The 14783-nt window shown below is 57.3% G+C and carries 9 protein-coding genes; all 9 read left to right on the top strand.

Annotated features, from left to right (window positions below; all coding sequences use genetic code 11):
• Positions 1-31: 31 nt before the first annotated feature.
• The 9 genes from Mal65_RS13735 (at position 32) to Mal65_RS13695 (ending at position 14782) form a co-directional block, all read left to right on the top strand.
• Positions 32-2305: a S9 family peptidase gene (locus Mal65_RS13735; RefSeq protein ID WP_145298565.1), complete on the top strand. Its 2274-nt coding sequence runs from the start codon at positions 32-34 to the stop codon at positions 2303-2305.
• A 227-nt stretch (positions 2306-2532) separates the two neighbouring features.
• The gene (locus Mal65_RS13730) at positions 2533-3852 is read left to right on the top strand and encodes a Gfo/Idh/MocA family protein (protein WP_165701259.1); all 1320 of its coding nucleotides are present in this window, start codon (positions 2533-2535) and stop codon (positions 3850-3852) included.
• A gap of 622 nt (positions 3853-4474) precedes the next feature.
• The gene (locus Mal65_RS13725) at positions 4475-5338 is read left to right on the top strand and encodes an RnfABCDGE type electron transport complex subunit B (protein WP_145298559.1); all 864 of its coding nucleotides are present in this window, start codon (positions 4475-4477) and stop codon (positions 5336-5338) included.
• 108 nt (positions 5339-5446) lie between these two features.
• Positions 5447-10399: a 2-oxoacid:acceptor oxidoreductase family protein gene (locus Mal65_RS13720; protein ID WP_196784145.1), complete on the top strand. Its 4953-nt coding sequence runs from the start codon at positions 5447-5449 to the stop codon at positions 10397-10399.
• 10 nt (positions 10400-10409) lie between these two features.
• Complete coding sequence (rsxC, locus tag Mal65_RS13715; protein WP_145298556.1) at positions 10410-11753, top strand: electron transport complex subunit RsxC; 1344 nt, start codon at positions 10410-10412, stop codon at positions 11751-11753.
• Positions 11750-12793, top strand: coding sequence for an RnfABCDGE type electron transport complex subunit D (locus Mal65_RS13710; RefSeq protein WP_145298552.1), 1044 nt, complete (start codon positions 11750-11752; stop codon positions 12791-12793). The genes rsxC and Mal65_RS13710 overlap by 4 nt, the downstream gene beginning before the upstream one ends.
• Entirely contained in the window at positions 12790-13560 is a 771-nt protein-coding gene (locus tag Mal65_RS13705) for an RnfABCDGE type electron transport complex subunit G (protein ID WP_145298549.1), read from the top strand. The genes Mal65_RS13710 and Mal65_RS13705 overlap by 4 nt, the downstream gene beginning before the upstream one ends.
• The gene (gene rsxE, locus Mal65_RS13700) at positions 13560-14204 is read left to right on the top strand and encodes an electron transport complex subunit RsxE (RefSeq protein ID WP_145298546.1); all 645 of its coding nucleotides are present in this window, start codon (positions 13560-13562) and stop codon (positions 14202-14204) included. The genes Mal65_RS13705 and rsxE overlap by 1 nt, the downstream gene beginning before the upstream one ends.
• Entirely contained in the window at positions 14201-14782 is a 582-nt protein-coding gene (locus Mal65_RS13695; RefSeq protein WP_145298543.1) for an electron transport complex protein RnfA, read from the top strand. The genes rsxE and Mal65_RS13695 overlap by 4 nt, the downstream gene beginning before the upstream one ends.
• Position 14783 lies beyond the last annotated feature (1 nt).

Below are 14783 nucleotides of genomic sequence, written 5' to 3'. Positions count from 1 at the left end.
GACCGAGACACAACGAAGAAGCTTCACGGGAATGAAATTGCACCGACAAAACACACGCGTCACGAGTTCAATCCGCTCGACGGCCACCTTTGCAATGGTGTTGCTGACCGCCTGCGTCGCATCCGCTGAACGTCTGACGCCGGAAAGGCTGTGGGATCTGCAACGCATCGGTGAATCGGCGGTTTCGCCGGATGGATCACAGCTAGCTTTTCTGGTCACGTCGTACGACCTGGAACAAAACGAAGGTCGAACCAGCGTGCACCTGATGTCACTGGACGACCAAGCGGTTGGCAAAGCCGACCAAGTCGCCACGGCGTTCGACACCCCCTTGGCGAACATGAAAACGCGCGTCCTGATCGCCGACGTGAAAGGACTCAGCAATCTGGCTTGGCTGGATCACACAACGGGCCCTCGGCTGTTGTACATCGCGCCGGCTGAAATCGACGACGCGGACCAATCGGATGACGAGACTGGCGACGCCGATGAAACGACGCAAAACGATCCGGAGGATGAAGAGGACGATGACGAGGAATCATCCGCTGACGAAACACCACAAGTGTTCATGCTGGATCCGGCTGGCGGGGACCCCGTGCAGTTGACTCATGTGGCCAAAGGTGTTGGTAACTTGAAGGCGGCTCCTACCGGAGATCGGATCGCCTTCACCACCGAAGTCAAACTGGGAACGACGACGAAAGAACAGTATCCCGATGTGCCCAAAGCCGACGCTCGCGTTATCGATGCGTTGATGTATCGTCACTGGGACCACTGGACTGAACCGACCTACAGCCACGTTCACGTTTGCGGCATCGACGAACAGGGCGTTGCATCGGAGCCGGTGGATTTGATGGCATCACTTCGTGCCAACTGCCCCATGCCACCGTTCGGCGGCAAAGACGAATTTGCGTTCAGCCCCGACGGCCAGGAAATCGCGTTGACATTGAAACTGGTCAACAACCCGGCCGAAAGCACCGACAGCAATGTCTACATCGTTCCGACCGACGGTGGACGACTGACCAACATCACGCCGGGGATGCCGGGCTATGACCGCAGTCCCGTCTATTCACCCGACGGTCGCTATCTAGCCTTTCATTCGATGCGCCGCGCGGGTTTTGAATCCGACCGCAATCGGATCATGATCTACAACCGGTCCAGCGGCGACATCCGCGAAGTCACCGTCGGATTGGACCAAACGGCTCATTCGGCGACGTGGGCATCCGACAGCCGCTCGCTGTTTTTCTACAGCGAAATGCGAGGCACCGATCAAGTCTTTCGAATCGATTTGGAAGGCCAGTTGCAGCAGATTTCCAGCGGGCGTTTCAATCATGCCATCGTCGACACGCTGCCCGGACACGATGCGGTCTTGGTACGCCAGCAAAGCATGCTACGACCGGTCGAACTGGCGTGGCTGAATACCGAATCCGCCAAGCTGACCACGATCACCGACGTCAACGGATCGATCTTCAAAGATCTAGATCTGCCGACCGTCGAACAGCGTTTCTTCAAAGCCAGTGACGGAAAGATGATTCACAACTGGGTCGTCTTGCCGCCGGATTACGACCCTGATACCGACCGCCAGTGGCCGATGCTGACCTACTGTCAAGGCGGTCCCCAAGGTCAAATCGGCCAATGGTTTTCGTACCGCTGGAATTTTCACATGATGGCGTCCCAAGGTTACGTCGTCTTGGCGGTCAACCGACGTGGACTGCCCGGGTTCGGACGCGAGTGGAACGATTCGATCAGTGGCGACTGGGGCGGCCAAGCGATGCAAGACATTTTGGCTTCCACCGATGCCATGATGGCTGACCCGACCATCGACCCGAAACGTGTCGCCGCGATCGGCGCCAGTTTCGGCGGCTACACGGTCTACTGGTTGATGGGCAACGCGGACGATCGGTTCTGCAGCATGGTGTCCCACTGCGGCGTGTTCAATTTGGAATCGATGTATGGTTCGACGGAAGAATTGTTCTTCGTCAATTGGGACTTGGGCGGACCGTACTGGAAAAGCGGCGAAGTTGCGGAGGCTTATAAGAAATTCTCGCCGCATCAATACGTCGACCGATGGAAAACGCCACTGTTGATTATCCATGGCCAACGCGATTATCGCGTCCCGGTGACCCAGGCGATGGAGGCCTTCACCGCAGCCCAAGTACAGGGCGTCCCCAGTCGATTCCTGTACTTCCCCGACGAAGGCCACTGGGTTTTGGGGCCACAGAACGGTGTCTTGTGGGGCACGGTCTTCTTCGACTGGCTGGACCGGTACTGCAAGCCCGGTAAGCAGGATGCCGCCGACGCTGACGCAAACTAAGCGGCCAAGGTTTTCTGGGTTCAGCACACACCTGACGCCCTGATTTCGGTCACGCGGAATCGGGGCGTCGGCACGTCAGTTTGTCACAGTGGCTTGCCAGCCGCGATTACTTTGGGCCATCTGATTGCCAAGAAGATCACGCAGCCCCATCCGAGCCACCAGCGACGACCATGTTCGGCTGCTTAAGAAATCCCCGCCTTCCGCCGATGCATCGCAAGGACCGTCTGATGACAGCCGCACTGACCCGCCGTGGTTTATTGAAAACCGCCGCCGCTTTCGCCGCCCCCACCTTCATCCCCGCGACCGCGCTCGGCCGTGACGGCGCGACTCCGCCCAGCGAACGCGTGACCATGGGCTTCATCGGTTGTGGTCGCCAAACCTATTTCAAGAACATTCCGTTGTTTGTGCGTACCAAGGGTGTGCAGGCGATCGCCGTGTGTGACGTCGACCGCTGGCGGTTGGCCAATGCGGTCCCCCAAATCAAAACGCAATACGACAGCGGCAAAGCCAAAGGCACGTTCACCCGGGTCGATCAATACGAAGACTATCAAGACCTGTTGGCACGAGACGACATCGACGCGGTCTGCATCGCGACACCGGATCATTGGCACGCCGAGATGGCGATCGATGCCATGCAGGCCGGCAAAGATGTTGCTTTGGAAAAGCCGATCATCCGCACGGTTCGACAAGGCCAAGATTTGGTTCGTGTTGCAAGCCAGACCGGACGCATCTTCCGTGTCGACAGTGAATTCCGCAGCGGTATGCCCGCGCATCGCGCGACGACACTGGTTCGCAACGGCTACGTGGGCAAAGTCCGCCGGGTCGTCACCAGTGTTCCGGAAACCGACATCCCCTGCCCACCGCAACCGGAGATGCCCGTCCCCAAAGAACTGGATTTTCAGCGGTGGCAAGGATCAGCACCAAAAGTCCCCTACACGACATTGGGGGTTCATCCGCAGCAAGATTACTCGCGTCCCGGATGGATGCGTCGATTGTTGTATTGCGACGGAATGATCACCAACTGGGGCACGCATCTGTGCAACGGTGCGATGTGGGCGACCGACACCGAGCGTACCGGACCGGTGGAAATCAAAGGCCGCGGAACCTATCCCGATCGCGAGAGTTTTTGGAATGTCCTGTTGAAGTTCCAAGTCGATTTTCGGTTCGCCGACGGCCTGCAATGGGAATACCGAACCGAATCACCGTACCTGTTGATCGAAGGCGATGAAGGTTGGGTGCGTGCCGGTTTCCGAGACATCGACGCGTATCCGAAATCGCTGCTGACGGTGGAACCGAAGCCGACGGACCAAAGCTTCCGATTCAAAAGCGAAAAGCAAGACTTCATTGACTGTGTCCGCGACCGGTCCGAAACGCTGGAACCTGCGGAGGTCGGGCATCGTGTCACATCGCTTGGGTTGCTAGCCCACATCGCGATCCACAGCGGTCGGTCATTGCAGTGGGATCCCGTCAATGAAGTCTTCGTCAACGACGACGAGGCCAACGCTTATCTGGACCAGCCCATCATGCACCGCCCGGCTGACGGTTGACCATCAAAGCAAAGTCGGGGATGTCGCACCGAGTTCCCCGGTAATCATTCAGGCGTTTCCCGATAGGCGGATTGTCGCTGGCGCAAAGGTTTCACCGTCACCTGTTCTTGCGTGCCCTAGGCTTCAATCGAGACGGATGAAAATCGGCCGCGACAATCCGACACGCTATCGACGCAAACAGGTTTTTACCCCACACGCTGACGGGGCAAGAAACGACGTGTGGTGTCAGGAACGCCCGCTTTTTTCCGACTCAATGCGAATCACACTGCCTGCGGCTGCCAACGATCATTTGTTGCACTGAACCAGACAATGGATAAACCAGGCAGGTTGTCGGACCGCGACAAATCGTCTTCGGTCTTCCAACGGTTCAAACAATCGTGTCATCATGGCACATGAGCGATGTGCAGGGTCAACACGCGGCCCGTTGTGGATCGATCAAGGTAGGAATACCGCCGACATTTGTGTGCAGCAAAACCCTCGTTTTCACATTATTGGTTGTTTTAAGTGCGGCGTGGAAATTTTCCAATACGCAATGCAACAGCCATACACTGCTGTGACAAAATGTCATAACGGAACTGAAGGTTAGCTTTCGTTCCGGTGGCTTGAACAAAGTCGATGCAAAATGAACGTTGTCATCTCGGTCCTTGCAATCGTCGTCCTGACCAGCCTGCTGGCCACGTTGTTGGTCGTTGCCGGTCGTTTTCTTCATGTCGAAGAAGACCCCCGCATCGATGAAGTGGAGGACATGTTGCCGCACAGCAATTGTGGGGCCTGTGGCAAACCTGGTTGTCGTGCCTTTGCCGAAGCCTTGGTGGCCGGCGACGCACTGCCCAGCGGATGCACGGTGGGATCACCCGACGACCATGTCAAAATCGCCACCTTCTTGGGCGTGGACGTCGGATCACAACAACGGCGTGTCGCGCGTCTTGCCTGTGCCGGCGGCAATAACGTGGCCCGTGACCGTGCACATTATCAGGGAATGGATTCATGTGCCGCTGCGGCTCTTGTGGCCGGAGGCGGCAAGGCATGCTTTTGGGGTTGTCTGGGCTTGGCCGATTGTGCCAACGCCTGCGACTTCGATGCGATCACCATGAATCAACACGACTTGCCGGTGGTCAACGAAGACGCCTGCACGGCATGCGGTGATTGTGTGCAAGCGTGTCCTAAGGATTTGTTTTCCTTACAAGTCGAAGCCCAACGCTTGTGGGTGGCCTGTTCATCGTTGGCCGAAGGCGACGGCGTCTTGGAACAATGCGAAGTCGGCTGCACCGCGTGCGGACGATGCGCGATGGATTCTGAAGGTCAAATTGTCATGCGTGACAACTTGCCCGTGATTCAACCGTCAAGCAATCCGTTGACCGACACACCCACCAAACGATGTCCCACCGGCGCGATTGTTTGGATTGACCAGACCGCGGGAATCGTCAAAGGGGACGCCGCCGCAAAAGTCATTCGACAAAGTGAGATTCACGATGCAATCACTTGAACCATCCAGCGGGTAGCTTTTCCTTGGGACCCGTTCCCCATCATTCGACATTCAACATTTCCCACACTTCATCCCATCCTTTGAATCAACGAATCGGCGAAGGCAGTCATGTCTGATCAAAAGAACCAAGCCGGCACCGTCAAATACCCCGGCATCCGCGTCGCAATGGACGGCAACACGGCGGTCTCGATGTGCGAACGTGAAAGCACCGATGCCGCGGGCGCGTATCCGATCACGCCGTCGACGCAGATGGGTGAAGCCTGGGCCGAAAACGCCGCCAAAGGGCACATCAACATTTCCGGCCGTCCGTTGATCTTCATCGAACCCGAAGGCGAACACGCGGCCGCCGCCGTGACCGCCGGTTTGTCGATGACGGGATTGCGGAGCAGCAATTTTTCGTCCGGCCAAGGCATCGCGTACATGCACGAATCGCTGTACGCCGCGGTCGGCAAACGTTTGACCTATGTGTTGAATGTCGGCGCCCGTGCGATGACCAAGTCGACGCTGAACGTGCATGCCGGGCACGACGATTATCACTGCATGGACGACACGGGGTTCTTTCAGTTGTTCGCCAAGGACGGACAATCCGCGGCCGACCTGAACATCATCAGCCACCGGATCGCGGAATTGTCGCTGACGCCCGGTGCGATTGCTCAAGACGGTTTCCTGACGACGCACTTGATTGAATCGATCAAAGTGCCCGAACGTGCCTTGATTGCGGAATACCTGGGCCTTCCCGAAGACATCATTCAAACCCCCACCGCCGCCCAGCGAATCATCTACGGCGAAACGCGTCGTCGCATTCCCGAACTGTGGGACGTGGACAATCCGGTCATGTCGGGCACGGTGCAAAACCAAGACGCATACATGCAAAGCGTCGCGGCCCAGCGTCCTTACTTCTTTGATCACATTCGCGATCTTTCCGAACGTGCGTTTAAAGAGTTCTACAATCTGACCGGACGGCTGTACGAGCGCGTGACAACCTATCGCGCCGAAGACGCCGAGTACCTGATCATGGGCCAAGGCAGCATGATCCCCACGGCGGAAGTGGTCGCGGATTATCTACGCGAAACTCGTGGCATTCGGGTCGGCGTGGTCAACTTGTTGATGTTCCGTCCGTTCCCCACGGACTTGGTCGGCAAAATCTTAAAGGGACGCAAGGGCGTCACGATTCTGGAACGTCTGGACCAACCCCTTGCGGTCGACTTGCCCATCATGCGGGAAGTCCGCGCGACGATCAGCCGCTGCATGGAAAACGGTCGCGAACCCGACCGGCCGCCGTTCCCGCAATGCGCGTCATATCAGCACATGAACGATGCCCCGCCCCTGTATTCCGGATCCTTCGGAATGGGCAGCCGTGACTTGCAACCCGAAGGCATCATCGGCGCCGTCGAAAACATGATCGACAACGGCGCCAAGCGAAAGTTTTTCTATCTGTCGATCGACTTCTTGCGTGAAAATCCGGTCAGCCCGAAGCAACGGATTCACCAGGAAGCCATCTTGGATGCGTACCCAGAAATTGGCGAACTGGCCATCCGCGGTTCAGAAAACCCCAACCTGATGCCCAAGGGCGCCGTGACCGTGCGGATGCACAGCGTCGGCGGTTGGGGTGCGATCACGACGGGCAAAAACTTGGCCCTGACGTTGTTCGAATTGCTGGGTTACCACATCAAAGCGAACCCGAAATACGGCTCGGAAAAGAAAGGTCAACCAACGACGTTCTTCCTGTCGGCCGCGCCGGAACCGATTCGCGTCAACAGCGAATACTTCTATGTCGATTGCGTCTTATCGCCCGATCCGAACGTGTTTGGACACACCAATGCATTGGCCGGTTTGAAGGAAGGTGGTGTCTTCATCATCCAATCGGACAAAACGTCGACCGACGCGGTCTGGAAAAGCATTCCAGAACCTTACCGTCGCATCATCGTCGACAAAGACATCCAGCTTTATTACCTGGATGCCTTCAAGATTGCTCGCGAAGAAGCTAGTGACCCGGACTTGCAATTGCGGATGCAAGGCAACGCATTCCAAGGCGCATTTTTTGCCGCCAGCGGTGTCGGCCAAGGCGCCGGGCTGTCCGAAGAACAGATGCTGGAAGCGATCGAGGCACAAATCGAAAAGAAATTCGGTGCCAAAGGCGCTCGAATCGTCAATGAAAACATTCGCGTCGTCAAACGTGGCTTTGTCGAAGTCAAAGCGGTGCCCCACGGCGATGTCGACGTCAACGGCGATGCCAACGGCGCCAAACGCGAACCGGCACTGCCGATCGTGTTGCGTAAAGAGCCCAAGGGGCGTCAACCGCTGACCGACATCCATCGTTTCTGGGAAGAAACCGGCAACTTCTATGCCCGCGGGCAAGGCAACGACGGCATCGCCGATCCGTTTGCCGGTCTGGGCACGATGCCAGCACTGACGTCAATGTTCCGCGACATGACGGGCATTCGATTTCACCACCCGCAATGGGTCGCCGAAAACTGCACCGCGTGCGGACGCTGTTACACGGTGTGTCCCGATTCGGCGATTCCCGGTCTGGTCAACGAAGTCACCCAAGTGTTCGACACGATCGTCGCACGGGTCCGCCAGCACGGAAACGATCTGCAACACCTGGGCGGGGCGGTCCGCGTGGTTGAACAGAACCTGCGTTCGATCTTTGCCGAAGCGGAAGAAAGCGACAACGTCACCGGAATGCTGGACGAAGCGATTGGAAAGACGATCCGCGACAGCAAACTGGAAGGCGAACAACGCGAAGGCCTGAAGCGAGAACTGCAAATGTTCCGCGACGAATTGGGCGAATTCCAGTTTGCCCTTTCACGGCCGTACTTCACGATGAAAGAAAAGGAAGCGCAGGGCGAAGGCGGTTTGCTAAGCATCACCGTGAACCCGTACACCTGCAAAGGCTGTATGGAATGCGTGGAAGTCTGTGACGACAACGCTTTGGTATCCGTCCCGCAAACGGAAGAATCCATCCAGACATTGCGGGACAACTGGGATCTGTGGGAAGCATTGCCCAACACGCCGCAGAAGTACGTCCGCGTCGATGACATCGAAGAAGGCGTCGGTGCGCTGGAAACGATCCTGTTGGACAAGGGCAACTACATGGCCTTGGCCAGCGGCGACGGTGCCTGCCTGGGTTGTGGTGAAAAGAGTGTCGTGCACATCTTCACCGCCACGGTCGAAGCGTTGATGCAACCACGCGTCAAGAAACACATGCAGAAGCTGGACGACTTGATTTCAGCACTGCAAGCACGCATCAAAGAGAAACTGGTCAGCGAAATCGATCTAGGGAACACGGATTCCTTTGCCCAGATCATCGACGACATCAGCGGCGGCGATCTGACGCTGGCCGGCATCGCCCAGCAAGTGGAAAAGCAACGCGGCGGCGATCCGATCGACCAGGGTTGGCTGCGTCAGGTTACCAAATTGATCGGCGACCTGAAAGAATTGAAATGGAAGTACACCGAGGGCGTCACCGGACGCGGACGATCCAACGCGGGCATGTTGAATGCCACGGGATGTTCGTCGGTCTGGGGAAGCACCTATCCGTACAACCCCTATCCGTTCCCGTGGGCCAACCATTTGTTCCAAGACGCCGCATCGATCTCGATGGGAATCTTCGAAGGACACATGGCCAAAATGGCCGACGGCTTCAAAACGATCCGCATGGCGGAAGCCGAGTTGGCCGGCAAGCCAATTGATCCGTCTACGTTGACCTACTTCAACTGGGAAGCCTTCACCGACGAAGAATGGCAACTGTGCCCACCGGTGGTTTCCGTCGGCGGCGATGGTGCGATGTACGACATCGGTTTCCAAAACCTGTCGCGTGCCTTGATGTCGGGCAAGCCGATCAAGGTGTTGGTGCTGGACACCCAGGTGTATTCCAACACCGGCGGACAAGCTTGTACGTCCGGATTCATGGGCCAAATATCCGACATGGCTCAGTTCGGAAAAGCCACCCAAGGCAAGTCAGAGATTCGCAAGGAAATCGGCTTGATCGGCATGGCTCACCGCACCGCGTACGTCTTGCAAAGCAGCGTGGCCAATCCGAATCACATGATCGAAGGCTTCATCGAAGGCTTGAAGACACGTCGTCCAGCGTTGTTCAACTTGTACACGCCGTGCCAACCCGAACATGGCATCGGCGACGACATGAGTGCTCATCAAGCCAAGATGGCGGTCGAATCCCGCGCCTACCCGATCTTCAAGTACGATCCCGACCAAGGCGTTACACCGGAGGAATGCTTCGATCTGGAAGGCAACCCGTCGATCAAGCAAACCTGGCCGACTTACACGCTGAAGTACCACGAAAACGGTCGCAGCAAGTCGATGGAATTGCCGATGACTTTCGCCGATTTTGCGGCGACCGAGATCCGATTCCGCAAACACTATCGTGTCGCGCCACCGGAAACGTGGAACGACAACATGATTCTGCTGGCTGATTACCTGGAACTGGACGCCGACGATCGCGAGGGCATGTTCCCGTATATCTGGAGCGTCGACCGCGAAGGCAATCTGATGCGTTTGCTGGTCGCCCAACCCATCGTCGGATCATGCGAAGATCGTCGCGATTTCTGGGCCATGCTGAAATCGATCGCCCGCGTCGGCGAATCGGTGATCGATCGGACCGCGATCGAAGCGGAGGTCCGGCAAGAAGTTTCCGGCCGATTGGCGCAAGGCATTTTGCAGCTGATCAGTGGCGACGCTTCGGCTGCCGCCCCTGCCGTCGACGTTCCGGTCGCAACGCCGACCGCTCCTGCACCGACGAAAGCGGAAAGCAATGGATCGGCCGCAGAATCCAACGGTTCGGGATCGTACATGGCCCCTTGGATCGACAGTGCCCAGTGCACCGCCTGTGACGAATGCGTCAACTTGAATCCGGACATCTTTGTCTACAACGACCAAAAGAAAGCCGTGATCAAGAACCCGCAAGGTGGACCGTACCGCGACTTGGTCAAAGCGGCCGAACGTTGCACCGCCCAGGTGATCCATCCCGGATTGCCCAAGGACCGGTCGGAAAAGGACATCGATAAATGGATCGCCCGCGGCGAGAAGTACAACGGATGAGAACGGTCGCATGAGGCATTTACTGGGAACCAAGACGTTCGCCCACGGTATCCATCCGCCCGAATTCAAGGCGGATACCAAGGATATGGCGATCCGTCAGTTTGACTTCGCGTCGCTTCTGATCGTGCCGCTCAGCCAACACCTGGGCAAACCGGCGATACCGATCGTTGGCGAGGGCGCCGAAGTCACTCGCGGACAGTGTATCGCCCAGCCGGATGGGTTCATGTCGGTGGCGATCCATGCGCCGGCAACAGGCATGATCCGCAAGATCGCTCGTTCACCGGCCATCAACGGCAAGATGATGCCCGCGTTCTTTCTGGAACCTTTCCCGGCATCAACCCAAGAAATGCCCGGCGGGAATCCGTGCGATGCTGAAACGGCATCGAAGGACGAAATCATCGCCGCGATTCAACAGGCCGGCATCGTCGGTCTGGGCGGCGCGGCGTTCCCCACGCACGTCAAACTGAAAGTCCCCGACGACAAACAAGCGGATTTGGTGATCGTCAATGGTGCGGAATGCGAACCGTACCTGACCACCGATCACCGCGTCATGCTGGAACACGCCAACGATATCATGCGTGGCATCCCCTATGTCATGAAGGCGACGGGCGCGCCGCGAGCCATCATCGCGGTGGAAGACAACAAACGTGACGCCGCCGAAGTGATGCGGAAGGCAATCCCGCCCGGTCAGCCGATCAGCGTGGAAGTGTTGCCCGTGAAGTATCCGCAAGGGGCCGAAAAGATGCTGATCACGGCCATTTTGGGCCGCAAGGTCCCCTCCGGCGGTCTGCCGATCGATGTCGGGGCGGTCTGTATCAATGTCGGCACGACGGCCCAGATCGGTGCGTTGTTGCCCAGCGGCCAAGGCTTGCAAGATCGCGTCATCACCGTCGGCGGCCCCGGGGTTCGGCGAAAAGGCAACTATCGCATCCCGATCGGTACGCCCCTGCGTTACATCTTGGACAAAGTCGGCACCGAGCCGAACGTATCGACCGTGGTGATGGGCGGTCCCATGATGGGCCACGCCGCGTCCAGCCTGGATATTCCAATTACCAAGGGATCCACCGGAGTCATCGCGATGGTCGACGACCAGACCGACACGATGATTTCACGACACGAATACCCGTGCATTCGTTGTGGCCATTGTGTGGACGCTTGCCCCTTGTTTTTGAACCCGTCACAGATGGGGTTGCTGGCCAATGTCCAGCGGTATGACGAAATGGCGTCGGATTATCACCTGATGGACTGCTTTGAATGTGGATGTTGCACATTCGTCTGTCCGTCGCACATTCCATTGGTGCAAAAGTTCCGTGTGGCGAAGTCGGCAATTCGAAAGGCAAAGGCGGCCGTATGAATTCCCTGGCAAAAACACTGACGATACGTAGTTCGCCGCACATCGCTGCGGTGGCCGGCGTCGACACGATCATGTTCAACGTGGTCATGGCGTTGATGCCGGTGTCGTTGTATGCGGTCTATGCATTCGGACTATCGGCGTTGTTGGTCATGGTGACCGCAGTGTTGTCGTGCGTGTTGACCGAACATCTGTTGTGCCGTGTCAGCGGTCGCGTGACGACGGTCGGCGACTGGTCGGCCGTGATCACCGGTCTGCTTTATGGACTGACCTTACCACCCAGCTTGCCGCTGTGGATGGTCGTCGCCGGTGGCGTGATTGCGATCGGACTGGGCAAGTTTTTGTTCGGCGGTCTTGGCGGCAACCCGTTCAACCCGGCCTTGGTCGGTCGCGCCATTTTGCAGGCCGCGTTTCCCGCCGCGATGACCACTTGGCCTGTTTATGAAGACCGGCCTTTCGCAGCACTTCCGACTTCGACGTTGACGTTGCCGATGACGGTCCCGCAGTACGACGGGATGACGGCACCGACCCCGCTTTCGGACTGGAAATTCAATCAAGTTGCCGCATCGACGGGCGATCTGTTTCTGGGGGCCACCGCCGGATCCACCGGCGAAACCTGTGCGTTGCTGATCCTGATTGGCGGCGTCTACTTGGCCGCACGAAACATGATGTCTTGGCGGATTCCGGTTGGTGTGATCGGAACGGTCGCGGTCCTGAGTTTTGTTTTGAACTTATGGAATCCTGACAAGTACGCCGGCCCCTGGTTCATGGTGTTTTCCGGCGGACTGATGCTGGGAGCCGTCTTCATGGCCACCGACATGGTGGCATCACCGATGACGCATCTGGGGGGCTTGGTTTATGGCGCGATCATCGGGTTGCTGGTCGTACTGATTCGCGTCTGGGGCGGTATGCCCGAAGGCGTGATGTACGCGATCCTGATCGGCAATGCGTTATCACCACACATCGATTCGCTCATTCAACCGACGGTGTATGGAACCGCGAAAGGCCGCAAGAAGGAATTGGCGAAGGGCGGAGCGAAATGAACAAATACGAGGTTGGCCAACAAGGCCAAGCCGGCCAGTCGGGAAAGCGACAACCCGGCACCGTCCAGATCTATTCGGTCCTGTTGGGGATGGGCGCGTTGTGCACGCTGGCGATCGTCGGTGTGTTCGAATTCACGTTGCCCATCATTCAACAAAACCGAATCGCCCAACGCGAAGCCGCGATTCTGGACGTGTTGCCCGGTGCGACGTCCAGCCAAACGTTTGATTTGGGGGCCGACAACAAATCGTTTGACGTCCCCGCCGATCCAAATGCCGACGGCCAGCATATCTACGCGGGCTACGACGACGACGGCAACTTGGTCGGCTTGGCGATCGAAGCCAGCCGGATGGGATACCAAGACGTCATTCGCATGCTTTATGGCTATTCGCCCGATCAGGATGCGGTGATCGGCACGCGGGTGTTGGAAAGTCGCGAGACGCCTGGGCTGGGTGATCGGATCGAGAAAGACGAAGCGTTCCTGGCAAACTTCGAAGCGTTGGACGTGTCAGTGGACCAAGATTCGAAGCAACTGCGAAACAAAATCGAATTTGTGCCATCGGGCGAGAAGAAGCAACCATGGCAGATCGACGGCATCACCGGTGCCACGATCAGTTCCAGCACGGTGGCGGAAATGCTGCGTGAAAGTACCGCGCAGTGGGTGCCCTTGTTGAAGTCACGTCGAAACGATTTTGAATCGGGCTCGGTGTCCGGCGTCCAAACGGAATCTGTGCCGGAATCGGAATCCGCACCTGAGGGGGAACAGTGATGGCTGTGGGCCTGCAAGCCGAATCGTCGGTAACCCCGGCGGACTTTTGGGACGGCGTCTGGAAACGAAATCCAGTGTTCGTCCAAGTGCTGGGCATGTGTCCCGTTTTGGCAGTGACCAACACGGCGATGAATGCGTTGGCGATGGGGTTGGCGACCTCGTTTGTTCTGCTGATGTCCAACATCGTCGTTTCACTGATTCGCGGTATCGTTCCGAAACAGATTCGGATCGTGACCTTCATTTTGGTCATCGCGACCTTTGTAACGATCGTCGACTACGTGATCCAAGCGATCAGTTTGGATTTGCACAAAACCCTTGGGGCTTTCATTTCACTGATTGTGGTGAATTGCCTGATCCTGGGTCGCGCCGAAGCGTTTGCATCCAAGAATGGGACTTTTCGATCGGTCCTGGATGCGTTGGGCATGGGAATCGGCTTCACCTTGGCACTGCTTTGCTTGGGCGGCGTCCGCGAAATCATGGGTGCCGGATCGCTGTTCGGCGTTCGGTTGCTGGGTGCTTCGTATCAGGAATGGGTGGTCATGATGTTGCCGCCCGGTGGGTTCTTCACGCTCGCCGGATGGCTGCTTCTGATCCAGTGGTTCAATCAGCGATCGGCTGACAAAGCAAAGGACGTGGCATCATGAACGAAGAACCTTTGGGAACGATCTTCATCAACGCCTGTCTGGTCAACAATTTTGTGCTGGCGTATTTCCTGGGGATTTGTCCGTTTCTGGGCGTTTCCGGAAAGCTGACCACGGCGTCACGCATGGGCGTCGCGGTGACGTTCGTGATGTGTGTCAGTTCGGTGGCCGCGTATTGCATCCACGCCATCTTGGCGGCCATCGGAGTGGAGTTCTTGCAGCTGATTTCGTTCATCGCGGTGATTGCGTCGACGGTTCAGTTGGTGGAAATGTTCATCAAAAAGACCAGTCCCGCATTGTTCAACGCGTTGGGCATCTTCTTGCCGTTGATCACCACGAACTGTGCGATCCTTGCCGTCGCGTTGTTTCAAACGAATCGAAACTATGGCTTGTTACAGTCCATCGTGTTCGCTTTCGGTGCGGGCGTTGGATTCACCCTGGCTTTGATTCTGATGGCGGGATTACGGCAAAAGATGGAACTGTCCAATCCTCCGGATATCGTCCGCGGAACCGCGGTCACGCTGATGTTGGCGGGCCTGCTTTCCATTTGCTTCATGGGCTTTGCCGGACTGTTCAACTGAT

It is taken from the genome of Crateriforma conspicua (assembly GCF_007752935.1).
GTDB classification, from domain to species: Bacteria; Planctomycetota; Planctomycetia; order Pirellulales; family Pirellulaceae; genus Crateriforma; species Crateriforma conspicua.
The sequence above is the reverse complement of the archived record's forward strand: the minus strand, read 5'-3'. Positions and strand labels throughout refer to the sequence as shown.

Bases quoted from the DNA above. Each gene is read 5' to 3' on its own strand.
- Mal65_RS13735 (WP_145298565.1), top strand. From the start codon at position 32: ATGAAATTGCACCGACAAAACACACGCGTCACGAGTTCAATCCGCTCG.
- Mal65_RS13730 (WP_165701259.1), top strand. From the start codon at position 2,533: ATGACAGCCGCACTGACCCGCCGTGGTTTATTGAAAACCGCCGCCGCT.
- Mal65_RS13725 (WP_145298559.1), top strand. From the start codon at position 4,475: ATGAACGTTGTCATCTCGGTCCTTGCAATCGTCGTCCTGACCAGCCTG.
- Mal65_RS13720 (WP_196784145.1), top strand. From the start codon at position 5,447: ATGTCTGATCAAAAGAACCAAGCCGGCACCGTCAAATACCCCGGCATC.
- rsxC (WP_145298556.1), top strand. From the start codon at position 10,410: ATGAGGCATTTACTGGGAACCAAGACGTTCGCCCACGGTATCCATCCG.
- Mal65_RS13710 (WP_145298552.1), top strand. From the start codon at position 11,750: ATGAATTCCCTGGCAAAAACACTGACGATACGTAGTTCGCCGCACATC.
- Mal65_RS13705 (WP_145298549.1), top strand. From the start codon at position 12,790: ATGAACAAATACGAGGTTGGCCAACAAGGCCAAGCCGGCCAGTCGGGA.
- rsxE (WP_145298546.1), top strand. From the start codon at position 13,560: ATGGCTGTGGGCCTGCAAGCCGAATCGTCGGTAACCCCGGCGGACTTT.
- Mal65_RS13695 (WP_145298543.1), top strand. From the start codon at position 14,201: ATGAACGAAGAACCTTTGGGAACGATCTTCATCAACGCCTGTCTGGTC.